This window comes from Neobacillus sp. DFD-2R, assembly GCF_057747865.1.
This window is the reverse complement of the sequence record NZ_CM173228.1, coordinates 1,098,082-1,121,542: the sequence shown is the minus strand read 5'-3', so window position 1 is coordinate 1,121,542 and position 23,461 is coordinate 1,098,082. Positions and strand designations below refer to the sequence as shown.

Here is a 23,461-nt window from a genome sequence, read left to right as displayed (position 1 = left end):
CATAAAATATTTATGGTGCTATATCTCTATCGATTAAAACCAGATTTTAAAAGTCTTAATTTCATATGGTGAAATAGAGAATGAAAGGGTTTGCCCCTGATAGTCTGCGGCTTCTTCTTCTTCTTCAATCAAATTACATTCGACCGCTTTTTTAATCGGCTTTGCGAATAATACATTTGTTTTATTTCTATATTGCTTATATTCATAGAAGCGCACAACGATTGCATCATCGTCTTCTGCTTTTTTCACCGTTTCTAACAAAACATTGTCATTATCAATTTCAGCAAATTGATAGGTTCCAGGTAAATTCCCATTTTGATTAGCGTTAAGTTCTCTGGCCAATAATGGAACATTCAAATGATAGGCTTCATTCACAGTATTTCCCTCACTCCAATCTCCATTATGCGGCATCAAGCTATAGGTAAATTCATGAATTCCCCGGTCAGCTGTTTCATCCGGTTGAATGGAAGATTTGATTAAGGTTAAACGGATTACATTATCTTTTACATCGTGACCATATTTACAGTCATTTAATAAACTAACACCAAAATTCCCTTCGGAAAGGTCAACCCATTTATGACCGACTACTTCAAACCGAGCATAATCCCAGCTTGTGTTCCAATGCGTCGGGCGCTCAATATTTCCAAACTGGATATCGTAGGTTGCCTTGGTGGAACGAACATTAACCGGGAATGCCACCTTTAATAAGGTTTGTTTTTCCTGCCAATTCACTTCCGTCCTGAAATCAATTCTTGGGGAATGTTTATAAATAGTCATATATTGTGTAATAGTAGAATCATAGAATTCCCAAGTTAATTTAAGGGTTCCTCGAATTGGACCTTCCTCATGGACCTCAATTGCTGTAATATGATCAATCTCACGCATTTTTTCTTGGTAATACAGGTCAATATCCCAAGCATCAAAATTCATTGGTTTATCTTCAAAAGTCTGCAGAACATTCCCCCTTGCCCCTTCGGCGAGTATTTCTCTTTCTACTCGTTTATCAAACAATGAGGCAATCTGACCTTTTTCATTTAACCGAATTTGGTAAAAATCATTTTCAAGATAATCCTTTTTCACCACAAGGTCAGATCCCAAGACAGTACGTTCAGCTAGTTTAAATGTTTTATAACCTAATGCCGGTACGTTTTTTGATTGAATTAACACCCTTTTACCATTTTCATCTTGAATTACCTGAGCTGGCAATGAGTTTCCTTCTTCATCAACCATGGTTGTAATCTCTGTTAAATTTGATGAAACAGGCAATTCGATTAATCCATCACGCTCAAATGGAAGGGGGTTATAGACAACGATTCCATCTTGATCAATTTGAATGTTCTGTTCAATCAAACCCTGTGCCTCTTTTAAAGCACATTCCGCAATAGCTTGCACGGTTTTATAATCTCGTCGTGCATCTTCATTTACCTGTCGAATCGAAGATCCCGGTAAAATGTCATGGAATTGATTAAGAAGTAACATTTCCCAGCCTTCATTTAGGGCTGCATGCGGATAATTACTCTTCCCAGAAAAATGATCAGCAAGGGTGTTTAACCATTCAGCATTATGATAGGTTATTTCCGCTTTTCGGTTTGCTTTTTTTATGGCAGCCTGAGAGGTGTAGGTCCCCCGGTGATATTCTAAATACAATTCCCCATCCCAAACCGGCAGCTCTTTATCTCTCACACGTTCTCGTAACCGTTCAAAATAGGGCTCTGCCTTATCCATTTGAACTCTTGGCAGTCCCGGCAGATTTTCCATGGCTCGAGCGGATTCAATCATTTCTTTTGTTGGTCCGCCGCCGCCATCCCCCCATCCAAAAGCTAGTAAAAGCTCATCATTTACGTCCTTCTGTTGATAGGCATCCCAAATTCCTTTGACACTTGCCGGTTCCACCATTCCGTTATACGTATAGGACCTTGCACCAACTTCAGGTGTCGTTATAAAATGGGTGAATATTTCCGTGCCATCAATTCCGCGCCAATTAAATGTATCAAATGGGAAGCGATTATATTGGCTCCAACTAATTTTGGTAGTCATGAAGGTTTCAATCCCGCTTTTTTTCATAATTTGCGGTAACGCCCAGGAATAACCGAATACATCAGGAAGCCAAACAACCCTCGTATCAACACCAAACTCTTCTTTCATAAACCGTTTTCCAAACTGGAGTTGGCGAATCAGCGACTCTCCATTGGGAAGATTTGTGTCAGGCTCGATCCACATCCCCCCTGTAATTTCCCATTCTCCAGAAGCAATTTTTTCTTTTACCCTTTCAAAAATTTCAGGGTAGTCTTCTTTTAAATATTTGTACAATTGAGGAGAGGTGTGGATGTATCGGTATTCAGGATATTGGCGCATTAAATGTAGTACCGTTGAAAAGGTCCTCGATGCTTTTTCCCGTGAATGAACCAAGCGCCATAACCAGGCCATGTCGATATGTGAATGTCCAAGTGCTGTTACTAACGGCTTTAATTCTTCCATTTCAGCTAATTGATCTGCTTTTGTTTTCAGAAAATCATATGCCTCTTGTATAGATTGATAGAAGCAATCTGAACCTGGTTTGATGAAATCAACTTTTAACATAGATTCATTTAATAATTGAAGCATTTTTGTTCGTCTTAAATCATTTTCATTAAGAACCTTTACTGTATTGACTAAAGTATGTGCCAGATAAAAATACCTCTCGGTTGAAACATCAACACAGGCAAGCCTTGCCACTTTAAATCTTCGGCGATCAGGAGGATTTAAAACACCGCTCCATGCTTTTATCGCAATCTGCAGCTCCCCGTTTTGTATCAACTCTGGCGGAAGCCATGCTTCCTCGTGCCAAACATCAATTCCTTGTAATGGAGCGCCATTTACATACAGCAATGATTCAGCCGTCGAGCCTCCGCCATCACGCGGCCCAACCAAAAAGTGCAGCACCAGCCGTTCATTCTTCCATTCATTAGGAATCAAAACAGTCGTCCGGAACCAGGCAGATTTATCATATCCACCCCAAAAATCGCCAATCTGAAAATTTGTCCAGTTATGATCATCAAAATCAGGCTTAAATGCGTCTTTATCTTCGTCACCAAATTCCCATTCTTTGTATCGAAATGAAGGGATATCTTTTGTGGCTCTGTAAATGTAATTCTTCAATTCTGCTATGTAGTTCTCAATTTTTTCAATAGTAAAATACAACGTAAACACTCCTTGTTTTTCAGTCATTCTTTTGCAATAAACGGAAGTCTTTTCCCCTCATTTATTTCACGTATAATATTGAGTTCAACCTTAGGTTTGCGATCATAAGTTAACAGGCCATTTATTTCCTGCTCAACATCTGTCAATTGTGTATAACAAAATCCTTGAACAAGCGGCGACTCTAGCAAGCTGGAAACTACATGATAATATCGTTCTATAAAATCATTTTCGTTTGAGGCAGAGGTATAGCCCCACCCTTGCCAATTGCTTTTTTGATAGGCTATACCACCGAACTCCGAAACAAAAATGGGCTCACCTTGATAATTGAATCCAGGAACATATAGAAAACGATCCGCGGGTGTAAACTGTAATGCATTTTCAAGCTTGGAATACCTTTCTTTTAATACTTCCTTTTCCCCTGCATAGTCATGAATCGTTAAGACATCTGAAACGGTATGTTCCCATCCATCATTTGAAATAACCAAACGTGAAGAATCCAGTGATTTTGTTAAATAATACATACTTAATAAATGGTTTGCTTGACGAAGATCCCTCTTTAAACGAGGAGCACCCCAGCTTTCATTAATGGGTACCCAGGCTACAATGGAAGGGTGATTATAATCCCGTTCTACTGCTTCCTGCCATTCAGCTGCTATCCTTTTTACCGATTTGTCCGTAAATGTATGACAATTAGCCATTTCTCCCCAGACAAGGATTCCTAAGTGGTCTGCCCAAAATAAATAACGAGGTTCCTCCACTTTTTGATGTTTTCTGACCCCATTAAACCCCATTTTTTTCGTTAAGCGGATATCTCTTTTTAAGTCTTCATCTGTTGGAGCTGTTAATAGACTTGCAGGATAATAGCCTTGATCAAGAACAAGTTTCATATAATAAGGCTTATTATTCAGTTCAATTTTACCGTTTTTTATTGAAATTTTTCTCATCCCAAAATAACTGGCTGCTTCGTCTAAAATCTCATTTCCTGCTTTTAAACAAAACTTAACTGTATATAGATATGGATATTCCGGACTCCAAAGCTTTCCTTCACCGTTTTTGAAATCCTTTAATGCGATAGAATGTTTATTCCTGCGCTGGACAAGATCCACTATTACAAACTCTTTAGCCATAACTTGATCTTGATAATAAATTTCGATTTCGATTTCTTGGTTTTCTGACCTATTTTGAATAAGGTATTCAACTGTCACTTCACCTGAATCAATATTTGGAGTCAGCTTTACTCTTTCAATGTGAGATGGATTAAGTGGCTCGAGCCAAACTGTTTGCCAAATGCCTGTTGTTCTCGTATAGAAAATTCCTTTCGATTCCACTTCCCAATATTGTTTCCCGCGTGGCTGCTCCAAGTCGGCCGATAAATCCTCAACCCTTACAACCATTTCATTTAATCCACTTATTAACGCATCTGTTATATCAGCATGAAAGGGGGTATGGCCTCCTTCATGGGTAGTAACAAACCTTCCATTGACCCAAACAGTCGTACAATAATCTGCAGCCCCAAAGTGGAGATGAATCCGTTTCTCCTGCCATGTTTCCGGAATGGTAAATGTTCTTTCATACCAAACAACATCATGGAACTCGATTGTTTCAATCCCGCTTAATTTTGATTGGTAGGCATATGGAACGGTAATTTCTTGTGAATAATCATGATTTAAATACCATTCTTCTTTAAGCCCGATGTTATTATCATCAAAATCAAAATTCCATTGCCCGTTTAGGTTTAGCCATTCGGTACGTGTGAAGTCCGGTCTCGGATATTCCGGTCTGGGAATTGTTTTTATCATTTTATAGCTGCCCCCGATATTAATTGCTTTAGATTTTCAACATTTATCGCCAGACTTTCATAAGGATCACGTTCAAATTCCTCCTGTTCTACCGTGAACCATTCAACACCAAATTCCTTCCCAGCCTTAATAAGTGATGTAAGATCAAGTTGGCCATTACCAACCTCCGTTCCAGTTTTTTTGCCATTTTCAATCTTCATATCTTTAATATGAAGTGACACCACCCGGTTTTTATATTTGCGAATGATTTCTAATGGATCGTTGTCTGCAAAGCTGGCCCAATAGCAGTCCAGTTCCATTTTCACTAAATCCGGATCCGTGTTATCAAATAGCAGCTCAAGACCTGTCTTTTCCCCCAATTTTGCAAATTCAAAATCATGGTTATGATAGCCAAAAGTAAAACCAGCCTTTTTACATACCTCACCTATTTGATTTAACATTTCTGCAGTTTTTTTAAAATCCTCAATCGTTTGCCGCATTTCCTTTGGAAGAGCGGGACAAATAATGAGCTGATTTTGAATGGTACGGTGGTATTCAAACGTTTTCTCTATTTGATCGTGTAAAAGTTGACGGATTCCTACATGTGCTCCTGCAACTAAAGTTTTGTATTCATCTAATAAATTTTTAACTTTTTCTGCCGGGGTATTATAAAAGCCTGCAAATTGAATTCCTTGATATCCAAGTTCAATCACTTTTGGGAGCGTTCCCAAAAAATCTTTTTCAGCATCTTTCCATACAGAAAATAACTGTAAACCAATTTTACTCATTTAAACTCCGGGCTCCTTCCCAATAGAGAGAGGGCGGCAAAAAGACACACCACCCTTAGTTTTATTTTTAATTAAGGCTCTTTTCGTAAACTTTGTTGCTTTTGAAGCTTAATAAAGTTCATTTACTAAGTTTCTAGGCAATTTTCGCAAATGTTCTTACGAAAAGATGCCACGAAGCTTCTAATTATACGGGTTGATAAACTTATACGAAAAACAACAATCTATGCGAAAATAGCCTTAATTAAACATGTACATTCTCACTTATTTTGACTGCTTCACCTTTATGGGCCGACTCATAAAGGCCATTTATAATTTGCTGAAGATAAACACCTTGTTTTGCAGTACTTAATGGAGTTGAGTCATCTAAACAAGCTTCCACAAATCTCCGAAGTTCAAATTCATGATAATTCCTCTTTGGCAAATGTGCTGGAGTAATATCGATGAGCGACTCATGCTTTTCTTGATAAATTTTAAGTGGAAAAACATCGGCTCCGCCCTTGTCGCCCATTAGCGACACATTCATTTCATCCGCTTTTTCAACGTTTGCAGCAAAGGCTGTTTCTAATAGAATGGAAGCCCCGTTTTTGAACGTAATCATTCCTCGTGCCATATCTTCAACTGAGAAGTTTTCCCAGTCCCATGCACCCATTAGTCCGACACCTTTTTGGTTCCCAAGCTTCTGGTAGGTTACGCCAAACACCGTATCCGGCTCCGGATACCCCATTAGATGTAAAGCCGTATCCAGCATATGCACCCCGATGTCAATTAAAGGTCCGCCGCCCTGAAGCTCCTTGTTTGTAAACACACCCCAGCCGGGAATTCCGCGGCGACGCATGGCTGTTACACGTGCAGCATAAATATCACCAAGTTCTCCGCCTTCGATAAAGCGCTTTAACATTTCTACTTGAGGGGCATGACGATAATGGAAACCATAGGTTAATATCTTCCCTGCTTTCTCAGCAGCTTCTGCCATTTCCTTTGCTTCTTTTACTGTCATCGCTGGCGGCTTTTCACATAAAACGTGACAGCCGGCCTTTAACGCGGCCATTGTTGCAGGATAATGGAATTTATTTGGTGTACAAATACTCACCGCATCAATTTCAACGTTTTGAAACATTTCTTCATAGCTTGAAAATGTATGAGGAATGTTGAAATCTTTTGCTAATTGCTCAGTCTTTTCTTTTACGACATCACTTACCGCAACGATTTCAACCTTTTCTCCGCATTTTAAATAGTTTGGTATATGTGCATCCCTTGCGATGCCTCCTGCACCGATAATTCCTACTCTTAATGTTTTTCCCATTTTTCTCCTCCTTCTCTTTATACCCTTTGCTCTGCAATGAGAATTTCAGCTGTTTCTACTCTCCGGCCTTGATTCTGTGACTCTAGTGCCGCCTGATTAATTAACGTTAATCCTAATACATCATTTTCAGTAATGGTAGGTACTTTCCCCGCAATGATGGAATTAACCCACTGTTCCATCGGCATTGGAAGTGGATCAGGAAGTACTTCTGGTGTATTCCAGTTATCACCTAACTGCTTACTTTTTAAGCGAATTTTTTGATCTTCTATTAATAAGGTTCCTTCTGTGCCATACAGTTCAAGCTGGAAGGGGCTTCCGGCAGAAAGAAATCCTGTTTCAATTGTCCCTAAGACACCACTTTCATACTCAATTATGCAGACAGAATTGTCATCCACTTCATACCCAGATCGTTGCTGCAGCCTGGCTGTCACTGCTTTTGCCCGCCCTGCCAGACGATTCGTTAAATAAATCGGATGTGCCCCAAGATCAATCAGTGCACCGCCACCGCACTCTTCTTTATTTAAAAAATGCCTCGGAAGCCAGCCGTTTGGATTTCCCTCAGAAGGAACCGCACCGTTATGTGCTAACCGGCAGCGGATATAGATGAGTTTCCCTAATAGCCCCTGATTCAGTACTTGCTCAGCAAATAAATAGTAATTTTCAGTTAACCGAGGTAGTGAAACCATTAATTTCACATTGTTTCTTTTCACTGCTTCATAAATCTCCAGACAGTCTTGCACCGTAAATGCGAGAATTTTTTCCGTGAAAATATGTTTTTTATTTTCAGCAGAAAGAATGATAATTTCTTTATGAAGATTGGTTGGCGAATCGACAATGACAGCATCAATCTCAGGATTAGTTAAAACTTTTTTTAAATCCTGTTCGAAAGGAACACCCAGTTTCTTTGCCCACTCTTGGCCGCGTTCAGCCTTCTCATCCCAGACTAGTACGATCTTTATGTGTTCATTTTGATTTGCTTGACGTGCATAATCATCGGCATGGACATGCCATTTACTTAACAAAGCAACATTCAACATTTAATAACCTCTCTTTTGCAAGTTTGATTTTTTAAGAGAATGTTTATTTCATAGAAGTCAGGGGAAAAAAGCGAATAAACCTCTCTGCCTTCCTCCCATCACTTCCTTTCCACTTAGTGAAAGCGTGCGAAATCAATATAACTAAACTTTCCTTCTCCATGATCCCGCACGAATGAAATTCCTCACCATTTTTCCTAAATAAGAGGTCTAGCACATTCTTTTCGTAAAAATACTTAATCACTCTTTTGGCTGACCTAATACAGGTACAACTATTACTTCAACACCTTTTTGGTCTATTTCTTCAAGGATTTTTTTATCTGCAAGATCGCTCGTAATAAAAATATCTATTTCTTCAAAATTGCAGAATGTGGTTAGACCAGCTTTCTCAAGCTTGCTGTGGTCGGCTACAACAACTATCTTTTGTCCGGCCGAAACCATTCCTCGTTTTATCTCGGCTTCGTATAAATCAGAACTTGTAAAGCCTTGTCTTAAGGAAATCCCGGTAGATCCCAGAAAAACAAAATCAGCACTATATTTTTTTAGCTCTGATTCAACTTGAGGTCCTACAAGACTCATTGAATTTCTTCGGAGTTTTCCGCCTAATAAATAAATAGAAGCAGTCTCATCTTTGCTGCATTCTTCTGCAACGTTCATTCCATTTGTAATGACAGTTAAATTAGCACTTTTAGGCAGGTTTTTGGCAATATTCCAAGTTGTAGAACCAGCATCCAAAATAATGATTTGCCCTTCTTTTACTAATTGCGCTGCTGCCTTTCCAATTAAATCCTTTTCACGAGAGTATTGCAGCTTCCTTTCATCAACCGGAAGAATGACAGGCATGCTTGAAGCTTCTTCAGTTAGAATAGCCCCTCCATAGTTTTTTTCTGCGATTCCATCTTTTTCAAGCTGAAGTAAATCACGCCTAATTGTCTCTTCTGACACATGCAGTAATTCTACTAGGTCAGAAACTTTGACACTTTTATTTTTCAATAGTAAATCTTTAATGAGCTTACGACGTTCGGCCACAATCATTTATAAATTCCCCCTGGACACATGCAATTCCTAATCTTATGAATATCAACCTGATTGTATCTTACTATTCCCACTCAAGTAAATTTGTTTCAACAATTGGCTCATAAGGGTCCTTCGGGATACAAAATGTTTTAATCTCTGAAGGTTTAAACACCGCGTTCATCGTTCGACTCCATTTGTCGTTTCCTCAGCCAACAATGATGCTCTCTTTTATTTACATTTATTAATAATCGAAACCAATGCTTCAGCATGTTGGCCAAAAGGATGGTTTCCAACTGTTAAATCAACAGCGATTCGTTCTCTATATCCATTTGTTTCTATTGGAACGGTAATGGCTGCTGTAAATTGAATGTATTCTTTTCCGGCTATGGTATCTCGAAACTCGTTGTTATCAACATGCCAACCGTTTGGGGTGATGATTTTAGCACACACCTCTTTTTGTTCGTGGAAGGGATTTTTTATTTCTACCGTAATTGGAAAGGTTTCACCATCCTGAATGACTGTTTGATATGGTTGGATAACAGCTCCAAATCCTTCAGCTCCTAGATCAATTTCATCCAATGGTAATAGCTCCCAATGAAGCTGTTCCAGCACTTTTCCCTTTTCTTCAATTTGTTGAAGATATTCCTCCGTAACCTCCACGGGATCCCAATGACCAGAAATAAGAAAATCCGGCTTAAGATTTCTGTATAGCTTTGCACTATCTACATAATCTTTTATTCGAAACCGATTCTGGTAAACATAGTTGTAATCCTCTTTTACCTGATACTGGTCGCCAATGGCCAGCACGTTTTTTCCATCAACCGTAAAATAGATTGCAGCTGCATAAAGGGTATGTCCCGGATGATCATAAATAGTAAATTCATATTCCTCCCACGTTATTTTTTCCTCGAGAGGAAGAATTCGATTTACCTTAATGGGATCGTACCAAATACAAGGTAAATTATATTTTTTCGGCTGTTCTAAAATATCGGAAAAATTTTCAGGACACCATATTTCTGTTCCTTCAATATCCCTCAATAAATTCAATCCAGCCACATGATCATCATGAAAATGAGTCGGGATCGCAACATCAATTTTTTCGACATTAAATTGCTTTTTTAATGCTGGTAGAGTATATAACCAAGGTCTCCTAGATGCGCGATCATTACCGGACGCAGGCCCTCCCATAAAATCGTACCCAAAGTCAATCAATAACGCCTTTCCTCTTTCAGAAAGGAGAACATAAGAATTGGCCATACTTGTACGATTTTTTAATAAATGAGGTGTAATCACCTCATATGGTTTATCACGAAGCTGATAAAGCCTTGGATTTTGTTTTCGCTGCTTCATCAGCTCTGTAAACCGTTCAACTAAGAGATCGATAGCTTTTAATGGTTCTTCCATTACTGATCCATGAGAAGGGAGCAGCAAATCAGCCTTCCTCTCTTTTAGATCCAATAATGAAAGAACACTAAATGCAAGTCCCTCTCCCCCGTTATATGTCCATTGGGTTGCGGCCAAAGACCATACTTTTCCTGGGGCATAGATTAAATCGCCTGAAAAAACCAATTTCTTCCGATCAATTTCAGCTAAGATTGAAATGGATCCAATTGTGTGTCCTGGTGTCGGTATTATAGTGAACTCTATTCCGTTTATGATTGGTGTTGTGTAATCTTTTAATGTTTCAAATACAGGCACAGAGTGGAGCAACGAAAAACGATCCTGTCTCATGTTATAGTTGTTAGTGATTTCTCTTGCTTTCCAATGTTCATCCACATTTCCAAATAAATCTTGTTCCGTATGGGGAACCCAAATTCGAATTCCTGCTTTTATTGCAGCGCCCAGACCTTGAGCTTGATCGCGATGATGATGGGTCATAAGGACATCAGTAACTCTTTCTACTCCAATTGCTTCAAGATGATCTAAAACATCCCCATTTCCAAAATCAATTAAAATCGCATTCTCTCCAGTTTTAATCACATAGGCATTACACGTATTTTCGTATTGGAAAAGATTAGTTGTGATTTGCCTCATCATTTCCCGTCACAGCCCCAATTGTTTTCCTTATTAAATATATTTAAACGCCCCTCTTCTACAGCATTTTCTGCAAAAATATACATGGCAGTTGACCAGGATTGTCCGCTATAGCCCATTGGACGCCCTGAAATACCATGGAACCACTCATTGAATTCCCATTCACCGTTTTTTCCCATTTTGTTCATTTGGGCCAACTTTTCAAGCTGTGTATTTGCTTCAGCTAAACGGCCAGCTTGAACTAACGCTGCGACATAAAACCCGCCAATAAATGGCCAAGAGCCACCATTATGATAATGATGCGGCTGATTCAAGTTCCGTACTCGGTAATATTCCTGCCAGTCTTTTTCACCCGGACGGATGACGGGATATAAAGCTTGTACAGGGAAGGGTTCGTTTAGCCCGCAACCGTGAATATAATCTAATATTTTGTCTGCCTTTTTTTGATCTGCGACACCGAAAACAATCGCCAAAAGGTTTGCAAGCGTATCAAAACGGTCCGCATAATCCCGGAAACCCATATACGGTAAATAAAATGGGCGTTCAACGAGTTCTGTCTCTACCCTTTTCATCGGATACAGCCATTCCTTACGTTCATTTGCAACCCATTCATAATCATTTGGTTCTTCAGGTCCTACCCATAGCAAAACATTAATCTTTTTATGTACATCATTTGCGTTATTGTCATAGGATTCATATTCATATCCAAGTTCTTTCGCCATTTTTGCCATACACTTCCAGGCTGCATAGTAAAGAACATTATCAAACAAAACATTGTAACGATTACCAAATAAATCTGCCCAATCCATAGCCTCATGAACTTCCAGCAATCCACATTCATTTGAATCCTGGTACCTGAGCCAAAGCATAGCCTTTTCTATGCTTAACCAGGCATTTTTTAAAAACTCGCGATCTTTCGTTATGGAATAATTGTAATAATGGCCGATAATATACCAAAGATTCCCATCCACGCAGCCAGCATGGATGGTGTCCTCAATAGCGACTCCCTCTTTTCCAGCTACATCCAATTTCCCTCCGTGTGCAATTAAAGCGGGGTCCGCTACGCTTGTTAAGCCTACATTATGCGGAATTTTTCCAAGTTCCGTTTGAAAATTTCGTAAAGTTTCTAATGATCGTTTATGGATTTCTCTTCCACTGGGGTTATTACTAAGTAATAACCCTAATCCACAAATCATACTGTCTCTTGCCCAGACTTGTTGATATGCTTGATTTGACCCAAGCAATCCTAATTCCCCGCCATTTGCAATCAAAAGTTCTTCTGCTCTATTTCTGCCTTCTTTAATCAAATTGTCTTTAAATACTTGATTTTTCATACCAACGACCCCTTATTCTCTTCAACCTTCGACATTGCATACGTAATTAACGGCAGCAGTATCGTTCCAGCATAACGCTTCGGATGTTTTTCCACTTCTTCTGCGGAATCCTTCAGCCAATTAGATAGATCCTTTACTTCTTCTTTATTTTCTATTGCTCTTAATACGGCAATAGCTCTTCTGCCGGCCCAGGCCCAGCTTTCCATCAATTCAATCCATGGCAATAGATTATTGCGTAAAGCATAATTAGTTAATCTAAACTTTAGGTGATAACCCGCTTCATCCAGCAAATCCAAATAATCGTACAGCTCGTTTATCGCTTGGCTTGTTGCTACTCTTTCTTCAGATTGAAGAGCACTTAATGCACTGGCTGTTAGATTTTCCAACCTTTCTGCTTCCGGAAAACCAAGACAGGAATGTAACGAATTTTCAGCAAAGCATTTTAAAGCATCATCGTTTTCCTTACCACCGACCTTTTTTAATGCCCTCTTCCATGAGTCCCAAGGATCGTAGCTTTCTGGATTTTCAAAGTAATCAGCGAAAGTGATTAAGGAAATTTTTGACGCTTCTGCCTGGCTCATTGTATTTACAATAAATCCTTTACATACCTTTGAAAGTGAAGCATCACGCCCACTTATTGGACCAATATGCATTTCAGCTTTCATGTCTAAGTCATTAACCGGATAGTTATCCCAAATGATTGGCTTCCGATTTATAGCATCTGCAAAATCAGCCGTGTCTTGTTCAGTAATTGTTTTTGAACAAATCTCAGGACCTGTGTAACAAATATCAATTTCAGGGTGCAATCCCCCGCCGATTACATGAATATAGTCACTAAAAGGTGCTTTACCGTGATAATCAGTTGGACAAATGGACAATTTGCACATTTTATCAAGTGATTGCAGCCAATGATAAAGCTTGTTGGTTAAATAAACATGTGCATCACCATAACTTTTAAAGATTTTCCGTTCCGCTTCATACTGAAATTCCGCTTTAATGTCATCTAGCATGATCATGAAGGTTTTTACACCGATATCATAGAAGGCCTTAAATTTAGAGGTAATATGTTGAAAATCTTCATCTGATGCATAATTAATGGAAACACCCGATCCGATGGAGTAGCAAAACTCCACACCAAGCTTTTGGGAATAGGCCACTGTTTCAGCAAACTGCTCCATGATAAAATCAGGATAGTGCTCCCTCCACCTTGAACGGTGCTGCCGGTCGTTTTTAGGTCCATAAACATATAGGTTATACCCATGTTCGGAGAGAAATGAAATAAGATCGTTTCGTTCAGGTGCTGTATAAAAAGCACCATAAAAACCTTCTACCACTCCCCTGACAGGAAAAAAGGAATTGTTCATTGGTCAACTCTCCATTTTAAAGAATGAATGTTCCGGCTTGATTTGCACTGCCCAAATAGTCCTGAATTTTTTCAACTACAGTAGTTTCTACCGCATTTTGCGCAAGCTCTAACTGTTCCGGTGTTAAAGCTTTGCACTCCATATTCGTCATACTTTTTTCCCGGGATATTGCTTTAAGTAATGAAATTTCTAAGTCGGTAGCAATATTTACTTTACTGATTCCGCCACTAGGAAGTTTTATTGCTTCATTTATCATTTCTGAAGGAACACCTGATCCTCCATGAAGGACTAAATGAACTGGAGTAAGTTCCCGAATCGCTTTTAATCGTTCAATATCCACTTTCGGTTGTCTCACATTATAGACTCCATGTGCAGTACCAACAGAAACAGCTAAAGCATCACATTTTGTCTCGCTCACAAACTGTAACGCCTCTTTAGGGTCAGTATAAAGTTCCTCATCTTTATCTGTCTCAACAAAATCAGTAGTCCCAATCTTTCCTAATTCCGCTTCCACAGACACACCCTTGGCATGGGCATATTCTACAGCTACCCTACTAATAGAGATATTTTCCCAAAGCTCTTTTTCCGACGCATCAATCATGACAGAGGTAAATCCTGCTTCAATCGCATCTTTAATCACTGAAAACGTTTTTGTATGGTCAAGGTGCAGGACAACAGGAACGGTGATTTTTTCTTCTTCTATCGCTTTATAAAACTCTTCTCCGAATTCAAATGGTGTAATGCCATATCTCTCCAACTCTTTTTGTGAGATTTGGACAATTAATGGAGATTTTGTTTTTTCCCCTGCACGTAAGACAGGTCGAATCATCGGAGTATACCGTGGTGAGAAAGATCCAATGGCGTATCCATATTGTTCTGCCATTTCTAATGCTTCTTTTAAGGTAAGTACATTCTTATGCTTTATTTGCTTTGTCATAATTAACTCTCCTTTGTTTGAAAAAATCCTTTTTAGACTAACGTATTTGTATTGCTTTCTCTTGATTAGATTGTTTAATATATTGAGAGATAACATGGTTCACGTACATATGGACATCTTCGACAACCCCATAATTGTTAGATGCTATCACAAGAGATAAATCTGAAAAATCTTTCATCTTTCCTCCGCGATTCCCGATTAATGAGATCGTCATAGCCCCGTTATCTTGTGCGTACTGAAAAGCACGGACAATATTTTCTGAACTGCCTGATACAGATAAACCAATCACTACATCACCAGGTTTCAGGAAATTTTTCAGTTGTTCAACAAAGATCTCTTCAAAATCAACATCATTTCCATATGCAGTGATTAAGGGATTATTATCTGTCAAAGCAATCAGCCGATAGCGGATACTTGCCCCGACATTAACTCCTTTTGCAAAATCGCAGGCCCAATGGGAAGCACTGGAGGCACTGCCACCGTTTCCTATGAGGAAAATTTGTTTATTATTGTTTCTCGCTTCTTCCATCGTTTGGTAGATTTTGTGAATCATCTCAAAATCCAAAGAATCAACGGTTTCCAGAAATTCTTTTTTGTAATTACTATAATAGGATTGAAACATCTTCTGATCCCCCATTCCAATTAGATTTACTCGTATTTTCCTTCAAGAAAACCAAGCTTGCTGCTCCAATCAATCCCGCTTCATATCCAAGTCCTGTTGTAAAAATGGGGGTCGTTTTATTTTTCTCGCTTATAACAGATGTTCCAAGAACTTCTCGTATTCCGGTTTCAAGCAAATCAAATGACAGGCTTACACCGCCACCAATAATGATTGCACCGGGATTTAGTAAATTAATAGCATATGAAAGGGCCCTTCCAAGTTGATTCCCTGCCAAATGGTAGATTTCTAATGCGGATTTGACACCTTCATATGCTGCTTTTGCCAAATTTTCAGCGGAAATGGACAAGTTTCTACTATTAATATAGGCAGCAAGCTCTCCTTCTCTATCATTTTCTATTTTCATTTTTGCTTGGTTAGCAATTGCTGTTCCGGAACTATAAGCTTCTAAGCATCCTCGATTTCCACATGAACATCGAAAACCATTTTCCCACTCAACTACGAAGTGACCTATCTCTCCTGAAATATAGCTGTTTCCCTCTACCAGCTGGCGATTAACGATAATCCCCCCGCCGATTCCTGTACTTATGGTGACCCATACGAAATCATCGATTTTTTTTGCTTTTCCAAACAGGAGCTCACCTAGAGCACAAGCATTTACATCATTAGCAACTTGTACAGCTATACCGGGACAATACTGTTGAACGATCTCCCGTACCATGACATTTCGCCATTCTAAATATGGGGCATGGATGAGAATGCCTCTTATCGAATCTGCTAACCCGGGGACATTAACACCTATTCCTAAAACGGACTTTTCATTTATGGTTTTTTCTACTAAAAGCATCTGAGCAGCTTTAATACATTTCAATAGATGTTCTTCAGGCTGACTATCTATATTTGTAGGAAATTGATATTTTGCAAGTACCTTTCCCTGTAAATTTACTAAACCGACTAATGTTTTGGTACCACCTATATCCATCCCAATAACAACAGGTTGATCCATGCTTATCCACCCCTATGACTTGTATCCCTAAGATATTAACCCTTTGATCCGGACGATAAATTCATTCCCTCAATAAAATATCTCTGGAAAATGAAGAAGATAATAATCACCGGAAGTAAAACCAGCAAAGAGCCTGCCATTAAATAGTTCCATTGTGTTTCAAGCTGCCCTTTAAACACTTGAAGCCCCAGTTGTAATGTATAAAGAGAATCATCGTTGATATAAAGTAAAGGGCCTAAGAAGTCATTCCATGCACCATTAAATGAGAAAATCGCTACTGTTGCGATTGCCGGTTTAGCAAGTGGAAGCATAATTCTTGACCAGATATAGAAGTGACTGGCACCATCAATTTTTGCTGCCTCGATCAACTCATTCGGGATCCCTAAGAAAAATTGGCGGATTAAAAAGATATTAAAGGCGCTCCCAAAAAACGCCGGCAAAATTAATGGAAGATAGGTATTAAGCCAACCTAATTTAGAATACATGACGTAATGGGGAATCATCGTAGCAAACCCTGGAATCATCATGGTTGCAAGGACTGCTGCAAATAAAAAGTTACGTCCCTTAAAGCGAATTTTGGCAAATCCATAAGCGATAAAAGAGTTTGCGACTACGTTTCCAATCACAACACAGAGAGTGATAAACAAGGTATTGAATAAATAGCGTGTAAAGGGAGCGGCCTTCCATGTTTCAATGTAATTTTCAAAATGCCATTCTTTTGGGATAAAGGTTGGAGGAAATTGCATGATTTCTCCCATACTTTTTACTGATGTCGCAAACATCCACCATACAGGCGACAAGATTAACAGGCTTCCGAGTATGAGAATAATTGTGATTATGGTTTGTGAGATCTTTTTTCGAACTTTTACACTTTCGAAGTATGAGGTTTTCTTATATGATGCTACACTCATTTCGGATCATCCCCTTCATAATGCACCCACCGAGGAGCTAATTTTAAGTTAATTACAGTGAATATTAATACAATGATAAACAGGATCCAAGACATGGCCATCGCATATCCCATATCAAAAACTTTAAATGCTTTATCGAACATGTGTAAGTTAAAGAAGACAAGGGAGTTAGCCGGACCACCAAGGGAGGTAGTTGTACCACCATTTCCACTAGTCATGACGTAAGCTTCTTGGAAAACTTGGAAACCTCCAATTATACTTGTAACTACTTCAAAGAAAATTACAGGCGAAATCATCGGTAAGGTAATATGTCTAAATCGGTGAAAAGCATTCGCACCATCTATCTCTGCCGCTTCATATAGCGACTTAGAAACCCCTTGTAAACTTGCTAGGAACAAAAGCATTCCACCGCCAACACTCCAGAGCTTCATAAAAATCAATGCCGGCTTCGTCCAATGCGGATCAAATAACCAGGCAGGACCAGTAATTCCCACCCAAGATAAAACGGTATTGACAAGACCTGAATCCGGATTTAATAATTGCATCCATAGCAAGTAAACACCGACACCTGATAATACGGCAGGAAGATAAAAAATCGTTCGGAACAGCCTCATTCCCGGTATCCCCTGATTTAATAACAGTGCCAATAATACTGCTCCTATTGTGGTTAAAGGTACAGATATCGCAACATAATAAAGGGTATTCCCCAACGACACCCAGAAAAGGTCATCTTGGGTAAACATCCTGAAATAGTTTTTTAATCCAATAAAATCCATTCTTGAGGTTATATCATAGTTCGTAAAACTGGCATACAGTGAGAACAACATTGGGCCGGCAGTCAAAAGGAGAAATCCCAATAGCCATGGACCGATGAAAATATATCCTTGCAGCCCTTCCTTTTGCTCAAGGGTCATCTTTAATTTCTTTACTTTTGGTTTAGCACTCGTTTCAGTCGCGATCTCAGTTTGCATCGTTTTTCCGTCCTCCTCTTCGAACATTTATGTAATCAGGGAGCGAAAATTCAATTCACTCCCTGTTTACATAAATGATTTATTTTGTACTTTTTACCAAATTTTCAACAGCTTTTTGGGCATCATTCAATGCCTGTTTAGGAGTTTTACTTCCTAACAAAGCTTTATCCAGCTCAGGTTTGATTAAGTTGACAAAGTCCGGCGCTTCAACCGGGATTGGAGTCAGGATGGTTTGTTTCATATTTTCTACTGCTAAATTGTAAACACGTTTATCATTTTCAGATAAATCAGAACTTTTACCCGCATTTTTTGCACCTTCAATATTCGCAACATTGTCGAAGTTTTTAACAGCCCAATACTCTTGTGCTTTTGCACCAGTCAAGTATTTGATAAATTCGTAAGATGCTTCCGCATGTTTCGCACCTTTTGGTATTTCTGCTACGAATCCGCCACCCCACGAAGTATTACCATTTCCAGGTTTAAATTCAGGCATTGGGGCAACACCAAAATTCATTCCTTTAGCGTAATCACGAATCTTCGTATAGGAAGTTGCCGATTGGATAACCATCCCGATTTTGCCGGAAACAAATGGATCTGTTTGGTTATCACCAAATTGGCCCTTAAACGTATTAATTACCTTATCCCCATATTGCTGTTCATAATCGCTAACCCATTGAAGGGCTTCCACAGCTTTAGAGTCGTTCACAACCGGTTTATTTTGTTTAAAATCCCAAAATCCGTTACCTGTTGCATTAAACATCCAAACATCTGAATCGATGCCTTGTCTTGGCAAGAATCCCATTCGTGTATAACGATCTCCATTTTTTTGGTCAATTTTTTTCGCAAACTCCTTTATTTCATCCCATGTTTTTGGAGGTTGGTCCGGATTTAAACCGGCCTGTTTAAATAAATCTTTGTTCCAGAATAGTAAACGTGTATCGGTGTTAAAAGGCAGTGCGTATGGGACTCCATCTTTTTGAACTGCATTCCATAATTCAGGAAAATATTGATCTTTAAGACTAGGATCCTTCTTAATAAATTCTGCTAAACTTTGAACTTGGTTCTTTTGGGCGCGTTGTTGAACTGTGTTAATATCATTGATGATTACATCGGGCGGATGGCCGGCAGCTACTGAAGCCAGCTCTTTTGTCCAGATATCCCCAAATGGAAGATATGTATATTTAACGTGGATTTTATTCTGGGATTTATTGAAGTCATCGACAATCTTTTCAATAATCGGTTTACGAATAGCAGATCCCCAAAAGGACCAAAAATCCAGTTCAACGACTTGATCTTTTGAGTTGCCACTTTTATTAGATGTTGCAGTTGATGCTTTGTCTGTTCCACATCCAGCTAAGAACGTTGCTAATCCCATTACTAAAACTAATACCAGTGCGAAAGATTTTCTAAAACCGTTCATACATTTTCCCCCTTTTAATTTAAATGTTTAAGTCATCCACAACCTCACTGGAACTTATGTTTTTTACTAGATTGTAAGTTTACCAAAACGACAATTATTGTGGTTTTTAATCAATATTGTGATGTTTTGCGGTTTTGGGAACGTTCCAATTTTGGAATATTAGTGTATATTGTGGGATTGTGTTGACTTGCCTTTATTATCTATGGTTGCGCTTTCATTGTCAATAATATTTTGAAAATTATTTTTTTTAAAACAAGAGGAGCAATTCTTGCCCTTCTATCCCTTTCTTAAACCTGAGATTGCCCCTTTTGTCGTGAACAATGCAGACAGACTTCCAAAGAATAAAACTCCAATGCCCGTTGAAAATAACAACAGGAACAAAACCCCCATAATACCACAAACTACTAAAAGGAGATTGACCGGTTTTTTTATTGCCAAAACAAATGCTAGCGGCAGCACTTTATACCAAGTAACCTCGTATTCTATAAATACCGGGACACTGTAACAAGCAATCGGAATAAATAAAATAGTTAGGATTAGAATTGCGTAGCGTAAAATTAACAATATACTCTCTGTTTGCTGCTTAAGGATCATCAAGTCAAAATACAAAAATACCCCAATAAGCACTAAAACAATTCCAAGAGGAAAACTTTTGATAATATATTTTTTAAAAGCATTTTTAAATGCAGGTAATATATCTACTTCGACATCTTCCTTAATCAACATAATTACCACCGAATACATAGCAAAGGTTGCAGGGATTATGGTTACAACAGGCACTGAAAATAATAACCACAATACATTAATCCATGAAAGCCGCCATGTCCAATTCATAATGCGAACGATTAACTTTTTGCCCATAAAGATCCTCTCCTAAAAAAATTTTTTTATAAACTTAAATTGAAGCTTGGGTCCAGCCTTCGATACTCGCGAGGCGATAGACCTGTATATCTTTTAAATTGCTTGTTGAAGGTACTCAAAGACTGAAATCCGCTTGCATAGGCAAGGTCCACCATACTTTGGTTTGTAGCACGAATGAAACCCATTGTACTTTGCACGCGAAGCCGGTTGAGAAACTCATTTGGAGTAAGCCCTGTTAGCTTCCGGAACTCTTTAAAAAACATCGTTCTCCCCATTCCTGCCGATCGCGGCAGTGCTTCGGCATCAAGAGGCTCCTGATAATGGTCCAAAATGTACCCAACAGCTGTAGCTATTTCTGAAAGCGGACATTTCAAATCAGAAGTAGGGATGGATTCTTTAACAAACCGATTCACCTGCAGTAATATATCAATTAAATACATGTATTGATGAGTAACCCACGTATCTTCTCCCCGTTCCTGTGCTTCCATCGCAGATACCGCAGCCTCCCTAATCGCCCGAGCATAAACCGTATTCCCAGGGATAAAAGGCTTTACACCTTGTGTGGTGTAAAAAGGCATGAGCAGTTGATTTCCATCGGGTATTTTACTTACTACAGAGGGGGTAAAAAGGACAAGAATACATTCAAACGGTCTATCAGGACGGGCAAAACTCCAGTGCGGCTCGAAAGGACGACATAAAAAAATGTCTCTCGGCCGGCCAGGGTAGGTATGCTGGTTGAATCTATAGTCCAGCTCATTTTTAAGCACAACTCCGATCTCTAAACAATCATGAACATGCAAATCATGTTCCTCATCAGACCCCCAAACGCGGCAAAACGCAAACGAACGCTGCAATTGTAAATGTTCTACGTACATAGTAAACGCCCCTAAACGAAAAATTTTTCTTTGTACAAAATGATAAGTTTTCACTTTATTTTGAGGAGAATTTAATTTTTTAACTATGCTAGAGTTTAAACATATTAAAACCGAGGTGAGAATTTTGAGACTATATATCATAGGAGCAGGCGTAATCGGGCGTACCCATGCGGAAGCTGCAAAAAAACTTTCTGAATTCATTCCATTGCGCGTGGCTGATACGAATCCTATTGCACTATCTGCGTTTTGTAACCAATTTCCTGAGGCAATTGGTTTCACTGATATCAAGGAAATGCTTAACTCTGAGGCCGCGGAAAACGATGATATCGTGATCATCAGTACACCCCCATTAGCGCATTTTGATCCAGCAAAGCTGGCACTCGAGTCCGGCCGCCATGTCCTTTGTGAAAAACCTCTTGCAATGAATTATTTACAAGCTCAAAATATGATTCAAATGGCAGAAGAGCGGAATCGATTATTAGGATGTTGCAGCGTACGATTTAAAGGTATGCCTCACATGGAAGCCGTTAAGGAAGTAATCCGCTCCGGCTTACTTGGTGACATCTATCACGTTACATTTGTTAACAAATGGGAACGCAGCCGCTCAGGAATTGAATACCAGCCCTCAAGCCGCTGGTTTCTAGATTCAACACAAAGCGGCGGAGGTGTCCTTATGGATTGGGGACCTTACGACTTTGCCACGTTAAATGACATCCTGAATCCTAGCAAAATTGAAATAAATGCTGCTTGGATTGCCAAGCCGATTACAGAAATTGATCCCTGCGATACACCATACGATGTGGAAACACATGTTGGTGCCTTCATGACCTACACAAGTGATAGCCATCCAATTCACGTTCATTATGAGCGTGCGTCATGTACACATGGTGAAGAGTACGTAAGAGCTGAAATCGAAGGTACACTCGGCTCTGTCAGGTGGACTCCATTTGATTCAAGGCAGCCGATCTTCCGCCGTTATGATCACCAAGGGAAAATTGTTGAGGAACAGATAGAAACCGGACCTCGGAGTGAATACACCATTTTTGATAACCCACTACATCACTTTTATCGGAAAGTGAGAGGATTAACATCGCACACGAACGTTAACCAGCAGGCTTTGGATAATTACCGCTGCCTGGGAGCTATTTATATTGCCGAGAAAACAGGGCAAAAACAAACAATCGAAATGACCCGGAAGGGAGTAACAATTTGAACATACAAGGATTTTCATCTAATCTGTACGGCTGGATTGAGCGCTGGAAAATGGATAGCAAGAATCCCGAATTGGACAAGATATTACGTGCTTGTGCGGAAACGGGCCTAAATGCAGTAGAAATGGATGCTGATATTGAAAAACTTAAATTGGCACGTTCCTATGGATTGGGCGTTTCAGCCTCCTATCTCGGTCTTCCTTTACATGTACCATTCGACACTATTGAAGTGGAACGAACCGTGCTGCCATTCGCTGAGCGTTTGGCCCGTGCTGAAGGCTCTGATTTGCTGTTAAATGCAGATCCCATCAGTTGGAAAAATCCCGAGGCCAAGTCGGAAGAACAATTAAAGCTGCAAGGTGAAAACTTATCCCGTATTTCCGAACTGGTTGCTCCAATGGGATTAAGGGTTTGTTTGCATAATCATGCAGCTGACAGCCTCCAAGCCACAGGAGACCTGAGATCGGTCATCGAATATGCAGATACAAGTGTTGGACTTTGTGTTGATACAGGCTGGGCTTATGTATCCGGCTGCAATCCCATTGAATGGATAAAAAATTATCCTAATCGGATTTCTGCTCTTCATTTGCGTAACCAAATTGGAAATATCCCTTCTGAAGACTTGCTAGAAGGTGAGATTGATTTCGCTTCCCTGATGGATTCTTTAGCTCAAGCCCGCTATGATGGCTGGCTGGCACTCGAACTTTGGCATCCGCAAAGCACTAACCCTGCTCGAACAATGACGGAGGATGTTCAACGTTCAATAAACTATTTAAAGAGTTTCCTCCCGGATTCAAAATAATTTACATGATAAGGCA

General features: G+C 39.4%; 19 protein-coding genes. 2 read left to right on the top strand and 17 right to left on the bottom strand.

All coding sequences use genetic code 11. The features are described from left to right. Positions 1-33 precede the first annotated feature (33 nt). The 17 genes from AC3ANV_RS05335 to AC3ANV_RS05255 all read right to left on the bottom strand — a co-directional run bounded on the left by AC3ANV_RS05335 (position 34) and on the right by AC3ANV_RS05255 (position 21,432). Entirely contained in the window at positions 34-3,180 is a 3,147-nt protein-coding gene (locus AC3ANV_RS05335) for an alpha-mannosidase (protein ID WP_488312632.1), read from the bottom strand. Between the two features lie 23 nt (positions 3,181-3,203). After that, positions 3,204-4,979, bottom strand: coding sequence for a glycoside hydrolase family 2 protein (locus AC3ANV_RS05330; RefSeq protein ID WP_488312631.1), 1,776 nt, complete (start codon positions 4,977-4,979; stop codon positions 3,204-3,206). Beyond that, positions 4,976-5,746, bottom strand: a complete 771-nt coding sequence (locus AC3ANV_RS05325) for a sugar phosphate isomerase/epimerase family protein (protein WP_488312630.1) — start codon at positions 5,744-5,746, stop codon at positions 4,976-4,978. Before AC3ANV_RS05325 ends, AC3ANV_RS05330 begins: the two co-directional genes overlap by 4 nt. 241 nt (positions 5,747-5,987) lie before the next feature. Then, complete coding sequence (locus tag AC3ANV_RS05320) at positions 5,988-7,049, bottom strand: Gfo/Idh/MocA family protein (protein WP_488312629.1); 1,062 nt, start codon at positions 7,047-7,049, stop codon at positions 5,988-5,990. Between the two features lie 17 nt (positions 7,050-7,066). Then, positions 7,067-8,086 carry a Gfo/Idh/MocA family protein gene (locus tag AC3ANV_RS05315; RefSeq protein WP_488312628.1) on the bottom strand — a complete coding sequence of 340 codons (1,020 nt, stop codon included), beginning with the start codon at positions 8,084-8,086 and terminating at the stop codon, positions 7,067-7,069. Between the two features lie 237 nt (positions 8,087-8,323). Continuing rightward, the gene (locus tag AC3ANV_RS05310; RefSeq protein WP_488312627.1) at positions 8,324-9,118 is read right to left on the bottom strand and encodes a DeoR/GlpR family DNA-binding transcription regulator; all 795 of its coding nucleotides are present in this window, start codon (positions 9,116-9,118) and stop codon (positions 8,324-8,326) included. Positions 9,119-9,328: 210 nt separating this feature from the next. Next, entirely contained in the window at positions 9,329-11,137 is a 1,809-nt protein-coding gene (locus AC3ANV_RS05305) for an MBL fold metallo-hydrolase (RefSeq protein WP_488312626.1), read from the bottom strand. Continuing rightward, positions 11,134-12,468, bottom strand: coding sequence for an amylo-alpha-1,6-glucosidase (locus tag AC3ANV_RS05300; RefSeq protein ID WP_488312625.1), 1,335 nt, complete (start codon positions 12,466-12,468; stop codon positions 11,134-11,136). Before AC3ANV_RS05300 ends, AC3ANV_RS05305 begins: the two co-directional genes overlap by 4 nt. Next, positions 12,465-13,832, bottom strand: coding sequence for a protein O-GlcNAcase (locus tag AC3ANV_RS05295; RefSeq protein ID WP_488312624.1), 1,368 nt, complete (start codon positions 13,830-13,832; stop codon positions 12,465-12,467). Before AC3ANV_RS05295 ends, AC3ANV_RS05300 begins: the two co-directional genes overlap by 4 nt. A gap of 16 nt (positions 13,833-13,848) precedes the next feature. Continuing rightward, the gene (locus AC3ANV_RS05290; RefSeq protein WP_488312623.1) at positions 13,849-14,769 is read right to left on the bottom strand and encodes a class II fructose-bisphosphate aldolase; all 921 of its coding nucleotides are present in this window, start codon (positions 14,767-14,769) and stop codon (positions 13,849-13,851) included. 37 nt (positions 14,770-14,806) lie between these two features. Next, the gene (locus AC3ANV_RS05285; RefSeq protein ID WP_488312622.1) at positions 14,807-15,391 is read right to left on the bottom strand and encodes an SIS domain-containing protein; all 585 of its coding nucleotides are present in this window, start codon (positions 15,389-15,391) and stop codon (positions 14,807-14,809) included. Continuing rightward, positions 15,372-16,394 carry an ROK family protein gene (locus tag AC3ANV_RS05280; RefSeq protein ID WP_488312621.1) on the bottom strand — a complete coding sequence of 341 codons (1,023 nt, stop codon included), beginning with the start codon at positions 16,392-16,394 and terminating at the stop codon, positions 15,372-15,374. The genes AC3ANV_RS05285 and AC3ANV_RS05280 overlap by 20 nt, the downstream gene beginning before the upstream one ends. Before the next feature lie 35 nt (positions 16,395-16,429). Beyond that, positions 16,430-17,305, bottom strand: coding sequence for a carbohydrate ABC transporter permease (locus AC3ANV_RS05275; protein ID WP_488312620.1), 876 nt, complete (start codon positions 17,303-17,305; stop codon positions 16,430-16,432). After that, the gene (locus AC3ANV_RS05270; protein ID WP_488312619.1) at positions 17,302-18,276 is read right to left on the bottom strand and encodes a carbohydrate ABC transporter permease; all 975 of its coding nucleotides are present in this window, start codon (positions 18,274-18,276) and stop codon (positions 17,302-17,304) included. The genes AC3ANV_RS05275 and AC3ANV_RS05270 overlap by 4 nt, the downstream gene beginning before the upstream one ends. A 79-nt stretch (positions 18,277-18,355) precedes the next feature. Further along, a complete protein-coding gene (locus AC3ANV_RS05265; RefSeq protein ID WP_488312618.1) occupies positions 18,356-19,696 on the bottom strand; it encodes an ABC transporter substrate-binding protein in 1,341 nt (446 codons plus the stop codon). A gap of 276 nt (positions 19,697-19,972) precedes the next feature. Further along, positions 19,973-20,557 (bottom strand): YesL family protein, encoded by a 585-nt coding sequence (locus tag AC3ANV_RS05260; protein ID WP_488312617.1) that lies wholly within the window; start codon positions 20,555-20,557, stop codon positions 19,973-19,975. 26 nt (positions 20,558-20,583) lie between these two features. Continuing rightward, positions 20,584-21,432, bottom strand: coding sequence for a cupin domain-containing protein (locus tag AC3ANV_RS05255; protein ID WP_488312616.1), 849 nt, complete (start codon positions 21,430-21,432; stop codon positions 20,584-20,586). A gap of 124 nt (positions 21,433-21,556) precedes the next feature. Between AC3ANV_RS05255 and AC3ANV_RS05250 the strand changes: the two genes are divergently transcribed. Then, entirely contained in the window at positions 21,557-22,645 is a 1,089-nt protein-coding gene (locus AC3ANV_RS05250; protein ID WP_488312615.1) for a Gfo/Idh/MocA family protein, read from the top strand. Beyond that, a complete protein-coding gene (locus AC3ANV_RS05245) occupies positions 22,642-23,445 on the top strand; it encodes a sugar phosphate isomerase/epimerase family protein (protein ID WP_488312614.1) in 804 nt (267 codons plus the stop codon). The genes AC3ANV_RS05250 and AC3ANV_RS05245 overlap by 4 nt, the downstream gene beginning before the upstream one ends. Positions 23,446-23,461: the final 16 nt, after the last annotated feature.

Coding starts and splice junctions, on each gene's coding strand:
- AC3ANV_RS05310 (WP_488312627.1), bottom strand. CDS start 9,118: ATGATTGTGGCCGAACGTCGTAAGCTCATTAAAGATTTACTATTGAAA.
- AC3ANV_RS05330 (WP_488312631.1), bottom strand. CDS start 4,979: ATGATAAAAACAATTCCCAGACCGGAATATCCGAGACCGGACTTCACA.
- AC3ANV_RS05255 (WP_488312616.1), bottom strand. CDS start 21,432: ATGTACGTAGAACATTTACAATTGCAGCGTTCGTTTGCGTTTTGCCGC.
- AC3ANV_RS05320 (WP_488312629.1), bottom strand. CDS start 7,049: ATGGGAAAAACATTAAGAGTAGGAATTATCGGTGCAGGAGGCATCGCA.
- AC3ANV_RS05315 (WP_488312628.1), bottom strand. CDS start 8,086: ATGTTGAATGTTGCTTTGTTAAGTAAATGGCATGTCCATGCCGATGAT.
- AC3ANV_RS05260 (WP_488312617.1), bottom strand. CDS start 20,557: ATGGGCAAAAAGTTAATCGTTCGCATTATGAATTGGACATGGCGGCTT.
- AC3ANV_RS05300 (WP_488312625.1), bottom strand. CDS start 12,468: ATGAAAAATCAAGTATTTAAAGACAATTTGATTAAAGAAGGCAGAAAT.
- AC3ANV_RS05270 (WP_488312619.1), bottom strand. CDS start 18,276: ATGCAAACTGAGATCGCGACTGAAACGAGTGCTAAACCAAAAGTAAAG.
- AC3ANV_RS05285 (WP_488312622.1), bottom strand. CDS start 15,391: ATGTTTCAATCCTATTATAGTAATTACAAAAAAGAATTTCTGGAAACC.
- AC3ANV_RS05280 (WP_488312621.1), bottom strand. CDS start 16,394: ATGGATCAACCTGTTGTTATTGGGATGGATATAGGTGGTACCAAAACA.
- AC3ANV_RS05305 (WP_488312626.1), bottom strand. CDS start 11,137: ATGATGAGGCAAATCACAACTAATCTTTTCCAATACGAAAATACGTGT.
- AC3ANV_RS05325 (WP_488312630.1), bottom strand. CDS start 5,746: ATGAGTAAAATTGGTTTACAGTTATTTTCTGTATGGAAAGATGCTGAA.
- AC3ANV_RS05265 (WP_488312618.1), bottom strand. CDS start 19,696: ATGAACGGTTTTAGAAAATCTTTCGCACTGGTATTAGTTTTAGTAATG.
- AC3ANV_RS05290 (WP_488312623.1), bottom strand. CDS start 14,769: ATGACAAAGCAAATAAAGCATAAGAATGTACTTACCTTAAAAGAAGCA.
- AC3ANV_RS05275 (WP_488312620.1), bottom strand. CDS start 17,305: ATGAGTGTAGCATCATATAAGAAAACCTCATACTTCGAAAGTGTAAAA.
- AC3ANV_RS05295 (WP_488312624.1), bottom strand. CDS start 13,832: ATGAACAATTCCTTTTTTCCTGTCAGGGGAGTGGTAGAAGGTTTTTAT.